General features: G+C 69.1%; 17 protein-coding genes. 6 read left to right on the top strand and 11 right to left on the bottom strand.

Annotation, left to right across the window (positions count from 1 at the left end):
• The first annotated feature begins 7 nt into the window (after positions 1-7).
• Both ACLHIH_RS12950 and ACLHIH_RS12945 read left to right on the top strand, forming a co-directional pair.
• The gene (locus ACLHIH_RS12950; protein WP_411317234.1) at positions 8-4,732 is read left to right on the top strand and encodes an ATP-dependent helicase; all 4,725 of its coding nucleotides are present in this window, start codon (positions 8-10) and stop codon (positions 4,730-4,732) included.
• Positions 4,725-5,501 carry an Fpg/Nei family DNA glycosylase gene (locus ACLHIH_RS12945; protein WP_411317233.1) on the top strand — a complete coding sequence of 259 codons (777 nt, stop codon included), beginning with the start codon at positions 4,725-4,727 and terminating at the stop codon, positions 5,499-5,501. The genes ACLHIH_RS12950 and ACLHIH_RS12945 overlap by 8 nt, the downstream gene beginning before the upstream one ends.
• 40 nt (positions 5,502-5,541) lie before the next feature.
• On the opposite strand, the gene ACLHIH_RS12940 is transcribed toward ACLHIH_RS12945, so the two are convergent.
• Positions 5,542-6,162: a hypothetical protein gene (locus ACLHIH_RS12940; protein ID WP_411317232.1), complete on the bottom strand. Its 621-nt coding sequence runs from the start codon at positions 6,160-6,162 to the stop codon at positions 5,542-5,544.
• Positions 6,163-6,267: 105 nt separating this feature from the next.
• On the opposite strand from ACLHIH_RS12940, the gene ACLHIH_RS12935 reads away from it, so the two are divergent.
• On the top strand, positions 6,268-7,041 hold the full coding sequence (locus ACLHIH_RS12935) for a hypothetical protein (RefSeq protein WP_411317231.1): 774 nt from the start codon (positions 6,268-6,270) through the stop codon (positions 7,039-7,041).
• 58 nt (positions 7,042-7,099) lie between these two features.
• Here the strand turns inward: ACLHIH_RS12935 and ACLHIH_RS12930 are convergent, their stop codons facing one another.
• Positions 7,100-7,834 carry a LysR family transcriptional regulator substrate-binding protein gene (locus ACLHIH_RS12930; RefSeq protein WP_411317230.1) on the bottom strand — a complete coding sequence of 245 codons (735 nt, stop codon included), beginning with the start codon at positions 7,832-7,834 and terminating at the stop codon, positions 7,100-7,102.
• 65 nt (positions 7,835-7,899) lie between these two features.
• On the opposite strand from ACLHIH_RS12930, the gene ACLHIH_RS12925 reads away from it, so the two are divergent.
• Positions 7,900-8,355, top strand: a complete 456-nt coding sequence (locus ACLHIH_RS12925) for a DUF5997 family protein (RefSeq protein ID WP_411317229.1) — start codon at positions 7,900-7,902, stop codon at positions 8,353-8,355.
• A 34-nt stretch (positions 8,356-8,389) separates the two neighbouring features.
• Here ACLHIH_RS12925 and ACLHIH_RS12920 read toward each other — a convergent pair whose 3' ends face one another.
• Together ACLHIH_RS12920 and ACLHIH_RS12915 are read right to left on the bottom strand one after the other, a co-directional pair.
• Positions 8,390-8,710 carry a hypothetical protein gene (locus tag ACLHIH_RS12920; RefSeq protein ID WP_411317228.1) on the bottom strand — a complete coding sequence of 107 codons (321 nt, stop codon included), beginning with the start codon at positions 8,708-8,710 and terminating at the stop codon, positions 8,390-8,392.
• On the bottom strand, positions 8,707-9,558 hold the full coding sequence (locus ACLHIH_RS12915; RefSeq protein ID WP_411317227.1) for a hypothetical protein: 852 nt from the start codon (positions 9,556-9,558) through the stop codon (positions 8,707-8,709). Before ACLHIH_RS12915 ends, ACLHIH_RS12920 begins: the two co-directional genes overlap by 4 nt.
• Positions 9,559-9,761: 203 nt before the next feature.
• On the opposite strand from ACLHIH_RS12915, the gene ACLHIH_RS12910 reads away from it, so the two are divergent.
• Positions 9,762-10,154, top strand: coding sequence for a PPOX class F420-dependent oxidoreductase (locus tag ACLHIH_RS12910; RefSeq protein WP_411317226.1), 393 nt, complete (start codon positions 9,762-9,764; stop codon positions 10,152-10,154).
• Here the strand turns inward: ACLHIH_RS12910 and ACLHIH_RS12905 are convergent.
• From ACLHIH_RS12905 to argG, 4 genes are all read right to left on the bottom strand, one after another.
• Positions 10,138-11,172, bottom strand: a complete 1,035-nt coding sequence (locus ACLHIH_RS12905; RefSeq protein WP_411317225.1) for an NAD(P)H-quinone oxidoreductase — start codon at positions 11,170-11,172, stop codon at positions 10,138-10,140. The two genes, ACLHIH_RS12910 and ACLHIH_RS12905, sit on opposite strands and share 17 nt — an antisense overlap.
• 51 nt (positions 11,173-11,223) lie before the next feature.
• Positions 11,224-11,613, bottom strand: coding sequence for a YchJ family protein (locus tag ACLHIH_RS12900; protein WP_411317224.1), 390 nt, complete (start codon positions 11,611-11,613; stop codon positions 11,224-11,226).
• A 33-nt stretch (positions 11,614-11,646) separates the two neighbouring features.
• Entirely contained in the window at positions 11,647-11,925 is a 279-nt protein-coding gene (locus tag ACLHIH_RS12895) for a hypothetical protein (protein WP_411317223.1), read from the bottom strand.
• 84 nt (positions 11,926-12,009) lie between these two features.
• Positions 12,010-13,452 carry an argininosuccinate synthase gene (gene argG, locus ACLHIH_RS12890; RefSeq protein ID WP_411317222.1) on the bottom strand — a complete coding sequence of 481 codons (1,443 nt, stop codon included), beginning with the start codon at positions 13,450-13,452 and terminating at the stop codon, positions 12,010-12,012.
• 212 nt (positions 13,453-13,664) lie between these two features.
• On the opposite strand from argG, the gene ACLHIH_RS12885 reads away from it, so the two are divergent.
• Complete coding sequence (locus tag ACLHIH_RS12885; RefSeq protein ID WP_411317221.1) at positions 13,665-14,618, top strand: manganese catalase family protein; 954 nt, start codon at positions 13,665-13,667, stop codon at positions 14,616-14,618.
• Positions 14,619-14,668: 50 nt separating this feature from the next.
• Here the strand turns inward: ACLHIH_RS12885 and ACLHIH_RS12880 are convergent, their stop codons facing one another.
• The 3 genes from ACLHIH_RS12880 to ACLHIH_RS12870 all read right to left on the bottom strand — a co-directional run bounded on the left by ACLHIH_RS12880 (position 14,669) and on the right by ACLHIH_RS12870 (position 16,798).
• On the bottom strand, positions 14,669-15,457 hold the full coding sequence (locus tag ACLHIH_RS12880; protein ID WP_411317220.1) for a triose-phosphate isomerase family protein: 789 nt from the start codon (positions 15,455-15,457) through the stop codon (positions 14,669-14,671).
• Positions 15,458-15,809: 352 nt separating this feature from the next.
• Entirely contained in the window at positions 15,810-16,370 is a 561-nt protein-coding gene (locus ACLHIH_RS12875) for a GrpB family protein (RefSeq protein WP_411317219.1), read from the bottom strand.
• A gap of 56 nt (positions 16,371-16,426) precedes the next feature.
• Positions 16,427-16,798, bottom strand: a complete 372-nt coding sequence (locus tag ACLHIH_RS12870) for a winged helix-turn-helix transcriptional regulator (protein ID WP_411317292.1) — start codon at positions 16,796-16,798, stop codon at positions 16,427-16,429.
• Between the last annotated feature and the right edge of the window lie 56 nt (positions 16,799-16,854).

Here is a 16,854-nt window from a genome sequence, read left to right as displayed (position 1 = left end):
TGGGCAGGTGAGCTCTCCGCTCGATCTCTTCTCCCCCGCCACCCGCGAGTGGTTCGCGGGGGCGTTCCCCGCGCCCACCGACGCGCAAGCGGGAGCCTGGAACGCGATCTCGAGCGGGTCGCACGCTCTCGTCGTCGCCCCGACGGGCTCGGGCAAGACCCTTGCGGCCTTCCTCTGGTCGATCGACCGCCTCGCGTCGTCGCCCGCGCCGACCACCACGGCAGACGGCGACGACGCCCCCCGCACTCGCGTGCTCTACATCTCGCCCCTCAAGGCCCTCGGTGTCGACGTCGAACGCAACCTCCGCGCCCCGCTCGTCGGGGTCACCCAGACCGCGAAGCGCCTCGGGATGTCGCCGCCCGACGTGACCGTGGGTGTGCGATCGGGCGACACGACGTCGAGTGATCGCCGCCTGCTGCAGCGCACGCCGCCAGACATCCTCATCACGACTCCCGAGTCGCTCTACCTCATGCTCACCTCGGCCGCGCGCGAGACGCTGCGCGGGGTGCAGACCGTCATCATCGACGAGGTGCACGCGGTCGCGGCGACGAAGCGCGGCGCCCACCTCGCCCTCTCGCTCGAGCGCCTCGACGCCATTCTCGACACCCCCGCGCAACGCATCGGTCTCTCGGCGACCGTGCGTCCTCGCGAAGAGGTCGCGCGCTTCCTCGCCGGCGACGCGCCCGTCACGATCGTCGCGCCCGAGGCGAACAAGAAGTTCGACCTCCGAGTGGTCGTGCCCGTCGACGACATGACCGAGCTCGGCACGGCACCCGTGCGCGAGGGCTCCGCCGCTGCGAGCAGCGAACCGCAGCAGGCATCCATCTGGCCGCACGTCGAAGAGAACATCGTCGACCGCATTCTCGAACACCGCTCCACTATCGTCTTCGCCAACTCCAGACGGTTGGCCGAGCGCCTCACCGCGAGACTCAACGAGATCTTCGTCGAGCGGATGTCTGCGCCCGAGGTCGAGTCGGAGGGTGAGCTGGTCGCGGTGGGGGGCGCGAACCAGACCGCCGTCGCAGGCTCCGTCGGCGCTGGCGTCGCGGGATCGCTTCGCGATCCTCAAAGCTCCAGCGCGGGCGTCGCAGAATCGCTTCGCGATTCTCATAGCTCCAGCGCGGGCGCCGAACCCCTGTTGGCCCGCGCCCACCACGGCTCCGTCTCGAAAGATCAGCGCGCGATCATCGAAGACGACCTCAAGAGCGGTCGTCTGCGCTGCGTCGTCGCGACCTCGTCGCTCGAGCTCGGCATCGACATGGGTGCCGTCGACCTCGTGATCCAGGTCGAGGCGCCGCCCTCGGTCGCGAGCGGCCTGCAGCGTGTCGGACGCGCCGGGCACCAGGTGGGAGAGGTGTCGCGCGGCATCATCTTTCCGAAACACCGTGCCGACCTCATCCACTCGGCGGTCGCGAGCGAGCGGATGCTCTCGGGGCGCATCGAAGCGATCACCGTTCCGACGAACCCCCTCGACGTTCTCGCGCAGCAGACCGTCGCCGCGGTCGCCCTCGACACCCTCGACGTGGAGGAGTGGTTCGACACCGTGCGCAGGTCGGCACCGTTCGCGAGCCTCCCGCGCAGCGCCTACGACGCGACCCTCGACCTGCTGAGCGGGCTCTACCCCTCCGACGAGTTCGCCGAACTGCGCCCCCGCATCGTCTGGGACCGCGTGAAAGGCACCATCACCGGCCGGCCCGGTGCGCAGCGCCTGGCCGTGACGAGCGGCGGAACCATCCCCGACCGCGGGCTCTTCGGTGTGTTCATGGTCGGCTCCGACCCGACGAAGGGCAGCGGCGGTCGCGTCGGCGAGCTCGACGAGGAGATGGTCTACGAGTCGCGCGTCGGCGACGTCTTCGCCCTCGGCGCCACGAGCTGGAAGATCGAAGACATCACGCACGACCGCGTGCTCGTGACCCCCGCGTTCGGGCAACCGGGGCGCGTGCCGTTCTGGAAGGGCGACGGCCTCGGCAGGCCTGCCGAACTCGGCAGAGCGATCGGCGGTTACATCCGCGAGATCGCGTCGAGCTCGCTCGCGGATGCCCGCACGCGCATCGAAGCCGGAGGTCTCGACACTCGCGCCGTCACCAACCTCATCGCCTTCATCGACGACCAGAAGAAGGCGACGGGGCACGTTCCGAACGACCGCACCCTCGTGGTCGAGAGGTTCCGCGACGAGCTCGGCGACTGGCGCGTCATTTTGCACTCGCCGTACGGCGTGCCGGTGCACGCGCCGTGGGCTCTCGCCGTGGGCGCGCGCATCCGCGACCAGTACGGACTCGACGGTGCCGCGATGGCGAGCGACGACGGCGTGATCGCGCGCATTCCCGACACCGACAGCGAACCCCCCGGGGCCGAGCTCTTCGTGTTCGACCCCGACGAGCTCGACGCCATCGTGACCGAGGAGGTCGGCGGTTCGGCGCTCTTCGCGTCGCGGTTCCGCGAGTGCGCGGCCCGCGCCCTGCTGCTCCCCCGCTACAACCCCGGCAAACGCTCGCCGCTGTGGCAGCAGCGCCAGCGCGCCTCGCAACTGCTCTCGGTCGCAGTGAAGTACCCGAGCTTTCCGATCGTTCTCGAAGCGGTGCGCGAGGTGCTTCAGGATGTCTACGACCTCCCGTCACTCATGGAGCTCACGCGCGAGATCGACAACCGCGCCATCCGCATCGTCGAAACCGAGACCGAGCAAGCGTCACCGTTCGCGCGCTCGATGCTCTTCGGCTACGTCGCGGCCTTCATGTACGAGGGCGACTCGCCCCTCGCCGAGCGACGGGCTGCCGCCCTCTCGCTCGACCCCGGCCTGCTCGCCGAACTCCTCGGTCGCGCCGAACTGCGCGAACTCCTCGACGCCGGGGTCATCGAACAGACCGAACTCGAGCTGCAGAGACTCGCACCCGACCGCCGCGCGAAAGGGGCGGAAGGTGTCGTCGACCTCTTGCGCATCCTCGGGCCACTGGACATCGACGAGATCGTCGAGCGCCTCGTTCCCGTCGACACCGTGCCCGTCGCCGAGGGCGCCGTCGCCGACCCCGCGGTGACCCGTTCGGCGGTCGAGACCTGGCTCGGCGAACTCGCGACGGTCAATCGCGTGTGGCGCGCGGGCGCATCCCGCTGGGCCGTCATCGAAGATGCCGGCCGGTTGCGCGATGCGCTCGGCATCCCGCTCCCCATCGGCATCCCCACGGCCTTCATCGATCCGGTCGACGATCCGCTCGGCGACCTCGTGAGTCGATACGCCCGCACGCACGGGCCGTTCACCGTCGCCGACCTCGCCGACCGGCTCGGCATCGGAACGGCGATCGCCTCCGACGCGCTGCGCAGGCTCGAGAAGAAGCGCCGCGTGGTCGAGGGGGAGTTCCGCCCCGCCAGCACGGGGAGTGAGTGGTGCGACGCCGACGTGCTCCGCCGCTTGCGCAGCCGCTCCCTCGCGGCCCTGCGCCAGGATGTCGAACCCGTCGACGCCGCGACCCTCGGCCGGTTCCTCCCGTCGTGGCAGCACGTGAGTGAACCTCTGCGAGGAGTCGACGGGGTCGCGCAGGTGATCGACCAGCTCTCCGGTGTCGCGCTGCCGGCATCCGCGTGGGAGACCCTCGTGCTGCCCGCTCGCGTGCGCGACTACTCGCCCGTGATGCTCGACGAACTCACGGCGACGGGCGAAGTGATCTGGTCGGGCGCGGGATCGCTTCCGGGCGACGACGGATGGATCAGTCTGCACCTCGCCGACAGCGCTCCCGTGACCCTCGCGGAACCCACGGGCGACGAGACGAGCGAGCTCCAGCGCGAGATCCTCGCATCGCTCGCGGGCGGCGGGGCCTACTTCTTCCGGCAGCTCTCCAACTCGGTCGGGAGCACCGACGACAAAGCCCTCACGCTCGCCCTCTGGGATCTCGTGTGGTCGGGGCTCATCACGAACGACACGTTCTCGCCCCTGCGCGCCTACCTCGGTGGCGCTCCCGCCGCACGGCGCCCTGTGCCGCGGGCTCGCGCCTACCGTGGCCGCGCGCGCCCGACCCTGCCGACGCAGGGCGGAACGCCGAACGTCGCCGGGCGCTGGTCGCTGCTCCCTCTCGCCGAACCGGATGCCACCGTGCGGGGCCTCGCCCTCGGTGAGCTGTTGCTCGAACGCCACGGCGTCGTCACGCGCGGCGCTGTCGCGAGCGAAGCCGTGCGCGGAGGGTTCAGCCTCGTCTACAAGGTGCTCAGTGGCTTCGAAGAGAGCGGCCGCGCGCGCCGCGGATACTTCGTCGAGGGGCTCGGTGCCGCGCAGTTCGCCACCGGTGCGACCGTCGACCGATTGCGCGCCTTCACGAGGCAGAGCGATGACGCCGATGACCTCGCCGCGGTGACCCTCGCGGCAACCGACCCCGCCAACCCCTACGGCGCAGCCCTGCCCTGGCCGGGCGCACCCGTGAGCGCGGAGAGCCCCGACGGTGCAGCCGCGCCGGCAGAGAAACGCGGCCACCGCCCCGGGCGCAAGGCCGGAGCCCTCGTGGTGCTCGTCGACGGGCACCTCGTGCTCTACGTCGAGCGCGGGGGCAAAACGGTGCTTACCTTCGGCGCACCCGAACAGTTCATCGAACCGGCGACAGCCTCGCTCGCCACGGCGGTGCGCCGCTCGCTGCGCAGACTCCGCGTCGAGAAGGTCGACGGCGACTTCGTGATCGGCACCACCGTCGGTGACGCCCTTGTGGCCGCGGGGTTCTCGACCACTCCACAAGGGTTGAGGCTCCGTGCCTGAGGGCGACACCGTCTACCGCACCGCCAAGAACCTCCGTGCGGCGATCGAGGGCGCAGTGCTCACGCGGTGCGACATCCGGGTTCCGAAGTTCGCGACCGTCGATCTCACGGGTGAACGGGTCGACGAAGTCCTGAGCCGCGGCAAGCACCTGCTCATGAGGGTCGGGGATGTCAGCATCCACACGCACCTCAAAATGGAGGGATCGTGGCACCTCTACCGCCACGGCACCCGCTGGCGCAGACCTGCCCACTCGGCCCGGATCGTGCTCGAGACCACAGACTGGGTCGCGGTCGGCTACTCCCTCGGCATCACCGAAGTCATCGATCGCGACGACGAGCACACAGTCGTCGGACATCTCGGGCCCGACCTGCTCGGCGACGACTGGAACGCCGACGAAGCCCTGCGCAGGCTCACCGCCGATCCCGACCGCGCCGTCGGACTCGCGCTGCTCGACCAGCGGGTTCTCGCGGGGCTCGGCAATGTCTATCGCGGCGAACTGTGCTTCTTGCGCGGGGTTCTGCCGACCCGGCCCGTCGGCACGATTGAGCACCCCGAGAAGATCATCGCGCTCGCCCACCGCCTCATCCACGCCAACAAAGACCGCGCCGAACGCACGACGACGGGCACCCTCCGCGGCGCGACCGACTGGGTCTACGGGCGCGCGGGCAAACCGTGCCTGCGCTGCGGCACCACGATTCTCGAGGGCCGGCTCGGCGAAACCGAGCTGCAGGAGCGCGAGACCTTCTGGTGCCCACGCTGTCAGACCTGATGGCGCGAGACCGTGTGCGTCGCCGGGCGGCGACACCGTGTCAGGCGCGGCGCGACCTCGCCCGCAAAGAGTGCGCCGCGTAGACGAAGAGGATGCCGACGGCCGTCGCGAGACCGAGCAGGATGAGCATCGGGGCGAGAGCCGACGCCGTCTGCGACAGGTAGAAGTTGAATTCCGCGTTCGCCATCGTGGCTCCACCGGCGCTGTTGAGGGCGACCATGAGCTCAGGAATCCACACCGTCAACCACACACCGACGACGATGAAGACGACGCTGAGCACCCACAGCGCGATGAGGAACGGGTTGGTCGCGACCGACGAGCGCGCCGCGTCGTCGTCGTCCGAATCGTCGCTTTCGACGTCGACGACTCCGAAAGGATCGTCACCCGCGCCGTCGTCGTATGCGCCAGTGTTCGCGGATCGATCTGCATCGTCTCGCTCGACGGCCGCGCGATCATCGCGCGCATCGACGTCGCGGGTGCGGTGCGGGGGTTGCGCGAGCGGAACCGGCGCGGGGGCGAACGTCGACGGGCCCCGCGCGGCACCCGCGGCGGGCTCGTGACCGGGCTCATGGCGAGCCTCATCGCCGGGCTCGTACCCGGGCTGGAACGCCGGGTCGAAACGCGGATCGAATCGGGCAGTGTCGGGGTCTCGCTCGGTCATGGATCGCCTCCGTCGAGCATCGAGTCTATGCGGCCCGGATGTTAGGTTGGCCTAAGTCGTGCTGGCGATACTGCGCCGGTTCTCTGACCGAAAGGGCGCATCGTCGTGAGCTACATCAAATCCCGTCTTCTCGACGAGAAGGGCTTCGTGATCCTGGACAGCTACGACCAGGCACGCGACCCGGATGAGTGGACGGCGCTCGACTACGTCGAATGGAAGTCGTCGGGCGACACGCGATTCGCCCCCCTCACGAGCGCGGCCGGAGAGGTCGAAGCCAACGGGTTCTGGAACCACACTCCCCCACGCACCGACAAAGACGGTGTGTGGGTCGACGAGCAGGTGGCGAAGGCCCCCATTCTCACGCGCCGCGCGAAGGAGCCCGGGGCCAACGTCGGCCGTTGCCGTGTGATCGAACTGCAGCCCAACGACTACGCGGGCACCGTCTACAACCTGCACCAAGACGACAACAACCGCCTCAACCCCGACGGCAGCGGGTGGATCGTTCGCGGGTTCTTCAACCTCAGCGACGACCCCGACTCGTTTCTCGTGCTGCGGGAGGACCGTTTCAATTCGGCCACCGAGATCCGCATCCCACTGCACGCGGGCGCCCAGATCATCGTCGACACGCAGCGTTTCTGGCATGCCGTCTGGCACGTCGGGCCCGAGCCGCGCTACTGCCTCATCACGTCGTGGGAGTCGGGGCCCGAGCTCGACGCCTACATCGAGAAGCACCACGGCCACAACGACCACACCAATCGGCACCTCGACGAGAAGCTCATCGACGAGGCAGGTGCGGAGATGCAGCGTCGGCTCGCTGAGCGTGCCGCGCTGCGTGTCGCCGAGGGTAGGGCGCAGAAGGAATCCGCGGCCGAAGGCTGACACTCCCCGCGCATAAGGGTTCGAAGACCCGCCGTACGTATTCGGGTGGCGAGTGAGCTCAGCGCCCCTGCCGGGGCCGCCGCGCGCGGGTCGGTCGCTTTCCCCGCGACTGAGCCGTGCGCGGCGACGCACTCTGAGCTGCCGCCTTCTTGGCCGCCGCCGCCTTCTTGGCGGAGGCCGTGGGGCGCTCGCTCGGAGCTGCCGGGGTCGCCCGCGAGCTGTTGGCGGTGCGTCCGCGCACGATTCCGATGAAGTCGTCGACGCGGTCGCGTGCGTCGTCGTCGAGCAGGTCGTCGCGCCAGACCAGGGCGACCCTCGTCGCGGGGGCGTCGGCGACGGGCACCGCCGCGACATCGCCGCGCGAGAACAGTCGACCGATCGAGTGCGGCACGACCGTGACGGCGACCCCTGTCGCGACGAGTTCGACGGATGACGACCACTCGCCGTCGACGACGTTCTCGCCCTCGAGGTCGGCGAGCGTGACGGAGTCGGCTCCCGCGAAGCGGTGGTCTTCGGGCACGACGACGACCGCGACCTCCTCATAGAGGGGAATGGCGTTGAGACCGTCGGTGTCGACAGGCAATCTCACGAAGCAGACATCCGCGTCTCCGGTGAGAACGGCGTCGAGCTGCGTCTGCGGCGCCGTGCGCATGACGTCGAGGGGGATGTCGCTGCGCTCGTGCCACGCGCGGGTCCACCGGGTGAGGGTGACGCCGGGCACCGCGGCGACGACGAAAGTGAGCGGTTCGGAGCGCACCGGGCCTCCCGCCACGACCGATCGGGCCGTCTGCATCCGATCGACCTCAGGCTAGACCATGCGGGCGCGGAAGCACGGAGGCGTCGCAGTACGCTGGCACCATGGCCGCCAACACGACACCGCAGACGATGAAGCCCGAAACCGCCGCCAAGAAGCTCGGGATCTTTCTGCCCGCGGCACCCGAGGAGTTCCGCTCGGCGCCGGTGACGCGCGACGAGTTCAACTCGCTGCTCGAGTCGCCGCCGGAGTGGCTCGTCGAACTCCGCAAGAACGGCCCGCACCCGCGTGACGTCGTCGCCCACAAGCTCGGTATCTCGAACAGCGGCCTCGCCCGCTCAGGTGTGACCGACGCGCTCACGACCGAGGAGATCCAAGCCCTCCTGCAGGAGAAGCCCGAGTGGCTCGTCGAGGAGCGCGCCACGCACGCCGAGGTTCAAGACGAGAACGCGAGGGTCAAGGCCCTCAACGCCTACAAGCGTTCGCGCGCCGCCGAGCAGGCCGACGCCGAGCCGACGAAAGCCGACGCCGACGGGCGCGGCAACCGCGCTCCCAAGTAGCGGAAACCCGACCGCGCAGCCCGCCGGAGTCAGCTCACACGTCTTCGGGCGAACCGGGCTTGGGGTGACCGGGGATCGAGTCGCCGCTGAGGTTGAGTTCGCTCGGGTCGACCTCGATGTCGCCGACGTCGTCGGGCCCTCCGGTTCCGGGGAGCACTTCGATCTGATCCTCGTCGACCTCGGCGTCGTCTGTCGCGGTCGTCGACTGGTCGTTCTGCTTGGCCTGGATGTCGCGTTCGCTCGCGGGCGACGTGGTGGTCTCGTCGTCGACGGCGCCATAGGCGCGGCTGTCGTCGTCACTCGCCGCCGTATCGTGCACCGGGTTGTTGAGATCGCTGCTGCTGGTGTCGCTCATGGTTGTGTCCTCACGGTCGTGATGGGTGTTGTCGTGATCGTCGTCGTGGTGATCGTCGTCGTACGGATCGACGCTACGCGGCGGACCCCACGGCCGGCAGCCCTCGACCTGGCCGAGTTTCGGCCGTAGCATCCGACCCGCGGCATCCGGCTCGCAGGTTCAGAACGGCGGCAGGTCGGCGCCCGCCGTTGCCGCCGGTGGCGGGAGCGGATGTCGCGCGTACGACGAACCGGCAGGTCTCGTCGCGGAATCTGAGGTAGCGCTTCAAGTCGGGCGGCACCGCGTAGCGGTCTTTGCCGAACGAGAGCACGACTCCGGTCTCGGGGTGGGTGAGGATGCGGGTGGATGCTCGACGGGGGTGCGGAGTTCGCCCTCGGATGCGCCGGGGGAAGCAACCGTCCGTCGTCGAGAAGAGTGTCGGTGAGGACATCCGCCATCACCTGGGCGAGGGTGCGGGTCTCGCCCTCGACTGCGAGGCCGCGCGCGGTGGCGTGGAGCTTATTGCCGATGGCGACGAGCTCGGGGTTCGGCAGGTAGGCACTCAACCAGCCCATGCCGTCGCGACCGGGTTCGATGACGACCTCGCGGTCACGCCGCGCCCTCTCGTGTTGCTCGGCGATCGGCAACGCGAGGTGCTCGAAGCGAGCGCGCTCGGCGTCGTTCAAGCCTGCCGCTTCGTCGGCCATGATCGTGGCGTGGCGTTCCGTCACGCGGCCGGCGCGAAGCATCGCCATCGTGTTCGGGAGGTTCTCGACGAGGATGCGTGCGCGCCCCATGAGCGTCTCCGCGGCGCGCTCCGAGATCGAGAGAGCCGCGGCGAGGTCCGCCCTCAGGGCCCGCGAGAACATCCCGGCCCCGGTCGCGACGGGCGGCCGCAGACTCGAGGCGGTGGCGACGGAAGAGGTCGTCAGGCACGTCGTCGGGGCTCACGAATGCGCCCCTCGTGTCGACCAGGATCTCTGCTCTCATGCTCAAAGTGAAGCGACCACCACCGACATTCGTGCCCGCCGTCGACACTCGGGCGAACCCGGCGCGACATAGCATTTTCTTTATGCCCCTCACCCCCGAATTGCTCGACCTGCTCCGGCGACCGAGCCCCTGTTTTCTCTCGACCCTCATGGCCGACGGGTCGCCGCAAGTGACCGAGACCTGGGTCGACACCGACGGCGAGCACGTGCTCATCAACACCGTCGTCGGGTACCTCAAGGTGCGCAACGTCGAGCGCGACCCGCGGGTGGCGCTCGCGATTCAAGACCCGCGCAATCCGTTCCGCTACATCCAGGTGCGCGGGCGCGTCGTCGGCCTCGACACGGACGGCGGCGCAGAGAGCATCGAGGCCCTGTCGCAGAAGTACACGGGGCGCCCCTACCCCTGGTACGGCGGGCGAGACCAGCAGCGCGTGGTCCTGGCTATCGAGGCGGAGAAGATCAGCGGCCAGGGCTGACCGGCGCCCCGGCGGGCGGCTCGACGGGCTGCTCGACGGGCGGCCCCACGCTCAGCAGGATCTTGCCGATGTGCGCCGACGACTCCATGCGCTCGTGCGCGGCCGACGCCTCGGCGAGCGCAAAGACCGAGTCGATGATCGGTTGCACGCGACCCGACTCGATGAGCGGCCACAGCCCGTCGGCGACCGCGGCGACGATCTGCGCGCGCTCCCCGATCGGCCGCGACCGCAGGGTGGTCGCCCACACGCGCCCGCGCACGCGCATGAGGGCGCCGACATCCAGCGTGCTCTCGTCGCCGCTCTGGTTGGCAATGACCATGATTCGCCCGCCGATCGCGAGGCAGCGGATGTCGCGCGCGATGTAGTCGCCGCCCACCATGTCGAGCACGACGTCGACGCCCGCGCCGTCGGTGAGGCGGGCGACGGCCTCGACGAAATCCTCGTCGCGATAGCGGATGCCCGCGGCCCCGAGAGACTCGATGACCGCGACCTTCTCGGCACTCCCGGCCGTCGCGATCACCCGGCAGCCGAGCGCGACACCGACCTGGATCGCCATCGTGCCGATACCGCTCGACCCGCCGTGCACGAGGAGGGTGTCGCCGCGCGCGAGCCCGGCGTTCATGACGAGGTTCGACCACACGGTGGCCGCGACCTCGGGTAGCGCCGCGGCGCTCTCGACCGTGACCCCGCGCGGCACCGGCAGCACGAGCCGCTCGTCGACGACGACCGACTCGGCGTAGCCGCCCCCCGAGACGAGCGCGCACACCTCATCGCCGACGGCGAACCCCGTGACCGAACCGCCGACGGCCGAGACCGTTCCCGACACCTCGAGTCCCGGCCAGTCCGGCGCTCCCGGCGGAGGCGGGTAGACCCCGCGACGTTGCGCGAGGTCGGCACCGTTGATGCCCGCCGCGACGACGGCGATGCTGACATCCGTGTCGCCGACCGGGGGTGTCGGGATGTCGGCGAGCTGCAGCACGTCGGCTCCGCCCGGCTGCGTGATGACTACGGCGCGCATGGTGTTCTCTCTGCGGGGTGGTGGGTGGGGCGGTCTTGGCGGGCAGGCACGTCACACACCGTCGACGTAGAACCATCGGCCGTCGATTTTTGCGAAGGCGCTGTTCTCGTGCTGTTCGATGCGCTCGCCGTGACGTCGCGAGTGCGCGACGAACTCCACGGTGCCCTCGGTGTCGAGCATGCCCCCGCGCGTCGTCGAGAGGATGTCGAGCCGGAAGAACGACTGCTCGGGGTCGAGCTCGAGCGTCGGCGGACGAGTCGACGGATGCCACGACTCGAGCACGTAGCGGGCATCGCCGAGGGCGTAGGCCGTGAACCTCGACCGCATGAGTCGCAGGGCGCTCGGCGCGGGCGCAGCTCCCGCGATGATCGGCCCGCAGCACTCGCCGAGGGGGAAGCCGCTGAGGCACGGGCAGCGCCGGGTGTCATCGATCGGGTCCACCCCTCGAGGCTAGCGATGCTCCCGCACGACGACTCAGTGGTTGCTGATGTCGTTGACGTCGTAGAGCATCCGGTTGTTGTCGACGACGGCGACCGAGCCGGTGTCGAGCTCGACCGTCTCGATCTCCTCGAGGGTCACGGCGATTCCGGGGCTCACGAGGGTGCTGACCCGGCCTCTTCCGGCCGCACTGAATTCGACGAAGTCGCCACCCTGGCGCACCGCCGCGGCGATCGCGGACTTCAGTTCCGCGACGTCCTGTTCTTTCATGAGGTAGTACTCGCGCGTTTGGACGAGCAGTCTGTAGGCAGTCACGGGTCTCCTTCCGAGGAGTTTCCCCGACCCTACGCCTCCTCCTCGACGAGCCACACCAGTTGACAGACGGCCCTCTCGGTGCCCCTAGTCGGTGCCGCTGTCGAAAGCGGCGCTCTCGGATGCCGCATCCGTCGCCCGGTCGAGGCGATCCGCCGCGGCATCCGCGGGCTCCACCGCCCCCGCGATCTGAGCGCCGGCCCCGACCTCGAGCTCGCCGACGAGCTCGCCCGTGGCGCCGCCGATGAGGCCGGCGGCGGCGTACTGCTCGAGGCGCGTGCGCGAGTCGGCGATGTCGAGGTTGCGCATCGTGAGCTGACCGATGCGGTCGTCGGGGCCGAACGCGGCGTCGCCGACGCGCTCCATCGACAGCTTGTCGGGCTCGTAGCTGAGGGCGGGGCCCGTCGTGTCGAGGATCGTGTAGTCGTCGCCACGGCGCAGGCGCAGAGTCACTTCACCCGTGACCGCCGATCCGACCCAGCGCTGAATCGACTCGCGCAGCATGAGCGACTGCGGGTCGAGCCAACGGCCCTCGTACATGAGGCGGCCGAGTCGACGACCCTCGGTATGGTAGCTCGCGACGGTGTCTTCGTTGTGGATGGCGTTGAGGAGGCGCTCGTAGACGATGTGGAGGAGCGCCATTCCCGGCGCCTCGTAGATGCCCCGGCTCTTGGCCTCGATGATGCGGTTCTCGATCTGGTCGGAGACGCCGAGGCCGTGACGACCACCGATGGTGTTCGCCTCGAGCACGAGCGCGACAGGGTCGCTGAACTCGATGCCGTTGATCGCGACGGGACGACCGGCCTCGAAGCGCACCGAGACCTCCTCGGTCGCGACCTCGACGTCGTCACGCCACGCCGCGACACCCATGATGGGGTTGATGAGGTCGAGGCCCGACGAGAGCTCTTCGAGCCTCTTGGCCTCATGGGTGGCGCCCCAGATGTTGGCGTCGGTGCTGTAGGCCTTCTCGACCGAGTCGCGGTAGGGGAAGCCGCGGGCGACGAGCCACTCGCTCATCTCGGTGCGGCCGCCGAGCTCGCGCACGAAGTCGGAGTCGAGCCACGGCTTGTAGATGCGCAGTCGCGGGTTGGCGAGCAGACCGTAGCGGTAGAAGCGCTCGATGTCGTTGCCCTTGTAGGTCGATCCGTCACCCCAGATGTCGACGCCGTCGTCTTTCATGGCGCGAACGAGAAGAGTGCCCGTGACGGCACGACCGAGAGGTGTCGTGTTGAAGTAGGTCTTGCCGCCCGAGCGGATGTGGAACGCGCCGCACTGCAGCGCGACGAGCCCCTCTTCGACGAGCGCCGACTTCGCGTCGACGAGTCTCGCGACCTCCGCGCCGTACTCTTTCGCGCGATCGGGCACGACATCGATGTCCGGTTCGTCGTACTGCCCGATGTCCGCCGTGTAGGTGCACGGCACGGCACCCTTCTCACGCATCCACGCGACCGCGCACGAGGTGTCGAGACCTCCCGAGAACGCGATACCGACTCGCTCGCCGACGGGGAGACTGCTCAAGACTTTGGACATAAGGAGAACTCTATTGAGTTCTCGAGCAGCGGTTCGCGCGAGCACCGCTTTCCACGACGGCCCCGTAGCTCAGCCCGGCTGAGCGACGGCGCGGGCGGCCGTGAGTATGCGCGTTTGGGTGCGCGGCGCAAGGGGATGGCCGAAGCCCGCGAGTGCGCGCACAGTCGAAGGCAGGCGGCATCCGCTGCCAACGAGAGAAGTCGGAGCCCCCCATGTACTTCCACGTGCAGAACCTCATCCACGAAATCGCTCAGGACGAGCCCGACCCCGCTGCCGCCAACGCGCTGCAGGAGGGCCTCGGCGGTCAGTTCGGCGAAATGCGCACCATGATGCAGTACCTCTTCCAGGCCATGAACTTCCGCGGCCCCTCCGCCAAGCCCTACCGCGACCTCATCCAGGGCATCGGCACCGAGGAGATCAGCCACGTCGAGCTCATCGGCACAACGATCTCGCGACTGACCGACGGTTCGCCGCGCTACAACGGCAAGCTCACCGACCCGCTCGACACCCCCGGCGCCGGCGGCGCCACCCCCCTCAACGTCGCTCTCGACCAGGGCAACATCCACCACTACCTCGTGGGGGCGCAAGGCGCGTTGCCCGTCGACTCGGTCGGCAACCCGTGGAGCGGCAACTACGTCTACAACTCGGGCAACCTCCCGCTCGACCTGCTCTACAACCTCATGCTCGAGTCGACGGGTCGCCTGCAGAAGAGCCGCATCTACGAGATGACCGACAACAAGACGGCCCGCTCGACCATCGCGTACCTCATCGTGCGCGACCAGGCCCACGAGAACGCCTACGCGAAGGCCCTCGAGTCGCTCGGCGTCAACTGGGGCGCGCTGCTGCCCATCCCGAAGACCAACGCGGAGCAGTTTCCCGAGGTCAAGAAGCTCGTCGACATGGGTCTGCAGAGCAAGCAGTACTCGTTCGACCTCACCGACGCCTCGGAGGCGGGCCGCATCTTCCAGGGCGCGTCACCGTCGAACGACGGCACGACTCTCGACGCGAGCGAGCAGGCCCCCGAGGGCTTCCCGCAGACGATCGCGCCCGAGCGTCTCGAAGAGTTCTCCCCCGGACTCGACGCGTCGCTGCTCGAGCTCATCCAGCAGACCGCCGAGATGGAGCTCGCCGACATCGAGTCGTTCTACGGACCGGTCGCGAAGTAGGTAGCGGCACCACTCGGCACCGACACCACTCGGTGCCACCGGAACGGCGCTCAGCGGGCGGTCGTCGACAGGGCCACGGTCTCGTCGAGGATCGCCCGCACCGCGTCGGGGTCGTGGGCGAACCGGCCGAGAAAGAGCCCGTCGACCGCGTCGCTGATCTGACCGAGTAGCCCGGGGCCGGCACTGCCGCCGTAGAGCACGTCGAGCCGCTCGATCACGGCGTCGCCCGCGAGAGCGGCGGGAAGGTCTCGGCACACGTCGCGGATGTGATCGGCCGATGCCGGCGCGGGCGCCCCGATCGCCCAGTGCGGTTCGTAGGCGACGACGATGCGTCCGCGGTGCGACTTCTCGCGGGCGACGGCGAGCGCGGAACGCACTTGCTCGACGCACTCCGCGAGGGCGTCGGATGCGGGCATCCGCTCGTGTTCGCCGATGCAGAGCACCGGCACGAGCCCGTTCCGCACCGCGGCATCCAGTTTGGCCGCGACGACCTCCTCGGTCTCGCCGAAGAGGGTGCGCCGCTCGGCGTGACCGACCTCGACGAAGCGGCAGCCGATCTCAGCGAGCTCGGCGCCGCTCACCTCACCCGTGAAAGCCCCCTCGTCGGCGGAAGCGAGATCTTGCGCACCGACACCCCACGGCGCGTCGATGTCGAGCACGGCCGGGAGGGACGGGAAGGTCGGCAGCACGAAGACCTCGGTCGTGCCGCCGGTCGTCGCCTCATGCTCGCGGCAGATGTCGCCGACCGCGCGAGCCCACTCGACCGTGCGCGCGTGCGAGAAGTACATCTTGAGGCTCACACCGATGAGGAACTCGGGCTCGGAGCTGTCACGGGTCATGTCTCAGGATCCTGTCGTCTCATCGGCCGGCCCGATCCGTGCCGGGGCCATGCTCGACCCTAAAGCAGCCCGACCCGCGTCGCGGCGCACGGGGCGCACGGGGGGCGGCTGTGCCGTCACGGTGCGGGAGAGCATCGTCGACGCGAAGCGAGTCGCGCGCGACACCGGCCATCAGCGACCGCTACCTCCGTCGGCGCCAGTCCTTGACCCACAGGTAGATCGCGCCCGCCGCACAGACCACGACGAATACGGCCAAGGCGAGGGCGGGCGGGTCGAGGAATGTCCAGGGCACAGTCGATTATCTATCGCGACCGGACGGTGCCCCGCCGTGCACGCGGGGCCGGCATCCGCATCAGTCTCGAGATGCCGCCGCCCGCGCTCGAGCCTTGATGGCCACGATGACCTCGGTCTTGGCGTCGGCGTAGTCGTTCATGTCACTCCACTCGGTGCCCATGAGCTCCCTCTTGGTGTTCTCGTAGAGGGCGCGATCGCCGGCGTCGACACGGAGGTGATCGCGCAGCAGAAAGTACTCTTCGACGGCCGGGTGGCCGCTTTCGAACACGTGAACGTGCGCGTCGCGAGCCGGTGTCCGCACGAGGCGATGCCCGGGTTCGCGCACCCGCAGTTCGTATCCCGCGCCGAGGAGGGCGTCGAGGTAGTCCTCCTCGGCGGTGATGTCGTCGACCGTCACGACGACGTCGATGATCGGTTTCGCCGCAAGCCCGGGCACCGACGTGCTGCCGATGTGCTCGACCTGGATCGCCGCTCCGGCGAGCGCGCCACGGATGCGCTCGCGATGGCTCTCGAAGATACTCACCCACCGTGGGTCGTAGGCATGGAGCTCGAGCGTGAGCGGCTCGACACCGCCGACGAGCTCGAGGGTCGTGACATCCGGTCGACGGGGCTTACTCATGCTTGTCTCCTGCATCGGTCACCACTACGTCAGTCATCGTGTCAGTCCAAATCACGTCAGTCGGCATCATCGAACCGGCGGCGGGCTTGCTCGATGAGGGGCATCTGGGCTTCGGCCCACGCGAGGATGACCTCGACGGGCGGCCGGAGGGTCTTGCCGAGTGGCGAGATGCGGTACTCCACGGCGACGGGTCGGGTGCCGACCACGACCCGATCGACGATGCCGTTGCGCTCGAGTCGTTTCAGTGTCGCTGCAAGTGATTTCGCCGTGACCGAGGGGATGACTCGCCGCAGTTCGTTGAACCGGGCGGGTCGCTCGCACAGCTCGTTGAGCACAGGAAGCGACCATTTGTCGAGCACCTGTTCGAGGAGCTCTCGGTGGGGTGCATCGATCTCGAAGCGCTCGGACGTCGCCCTGCTGGTATCCATCACGACACCAAGTCTCGTTGAAGTGGCCGCCGTGCACCACGTATCCAGGAGATACC

Source organism: Marisediminicola sp. LYQ134, from assembly GCF_046599635.1.
Lineage (GTDB): Bacteria > Actinomycetota > Actinomycetes > Actinomycetales > Microbacteriaceae > Marisediminicola.
This window is presented reverse-complemented; position numbering and strand designations above follow the sequence as displayed.

Excerpts from the sequence above, each read along its gene's own strand:
- ACLHIH_RS12940 (WP_411317232.1), bottom strand. The coding sequence starts at position 6,162 with ATGACCGAGCGAGACCCCGACACTGCCCGATTCGATCCGCGTTTCGAC.
- ACLHIH_RS12930 (WP_411317230.1), bottom strand. The coding sequence starts at position 7,834 with ATGCAGACGGCCCGATCGGTCGTGGCGGGAGGCCCGGTGCGCTCCGAA.
- ACLHIH_RS12925 (WP_411317229.1), top strand. The coding sequence starts at position 7,900 with ATGGCCGCCAACACGACACCGCAGACGATGAAGCCCGAAACCGCCGCC.
- ACLHIH_RS12920 (WP_411317228.1), bottom strand. The coding sequence starts at position 8,710 with ATGAGCGACACCAGCAGCAGCGATCTCAACAACCCGGTGCACGATACG.
- ACLHIH_RS12915 (WP_411317227.1), bottom strand. The coding sequence starts at position 9,558 with ATGTTCTCGCGGGCCCTGAGGGCGGACCTCGCCGCGGCTCTCTCGATC.
- ACLHIH_RS12910 (WP_411317226.1), top strand. The coding sequence starts at position 9,762 with ATGCCCCTCACCCCCGAATTGCTCGACCTGCTCCGGCGACCGAGCCCC.
- ACLHIH_RS12905 (WP_411317225.1), bottom strand. The coding sequence starts at position 11,172 with ATGCGCGCCGTAGTCATCACGCAGCCGGGCGGAGCCGACGTGCTGCAG.
- argG (WP_411317222.1), bottom strand. The coding sequence starts at position 13,452 with ATGTCCAAAGTCTTGAGCAGTCTCCCCGTCGGCGAGCGAGTCGGTATC.
- ACLHIH_RS12885 (WP_411317221.1), top strand. The coding sequence starts at position 13,665 with ATGTACTTCCACGTGCAGAACCTCATCCACGAAATCGCTCAGGACGAG.
- ACLHIH_RS12880 (WP_411317220.1), bottom strand. The coding sequence starts at position 15,457 with ATGACCCGTGACAGCTCCGAGCCCGAGTTCCTCATCGGTGTGAGCCTC.
- ACLHIH_RS12875 (WP_411317219.1), bottom strand. The coding sequence starts at position 16,370 with ATGAGTAAGCCCCGTCGACCGGATGTCACGACCCTCGAGCTCGTCGGC.
- ACLHIH_RS12870 (WP_411317292.1), bottom strand. The coding sequence starts at position 16,798 with ATGGATACCAGCAGGGCGACGTCCGAGCGCTTCGAGATCGATGCACCC.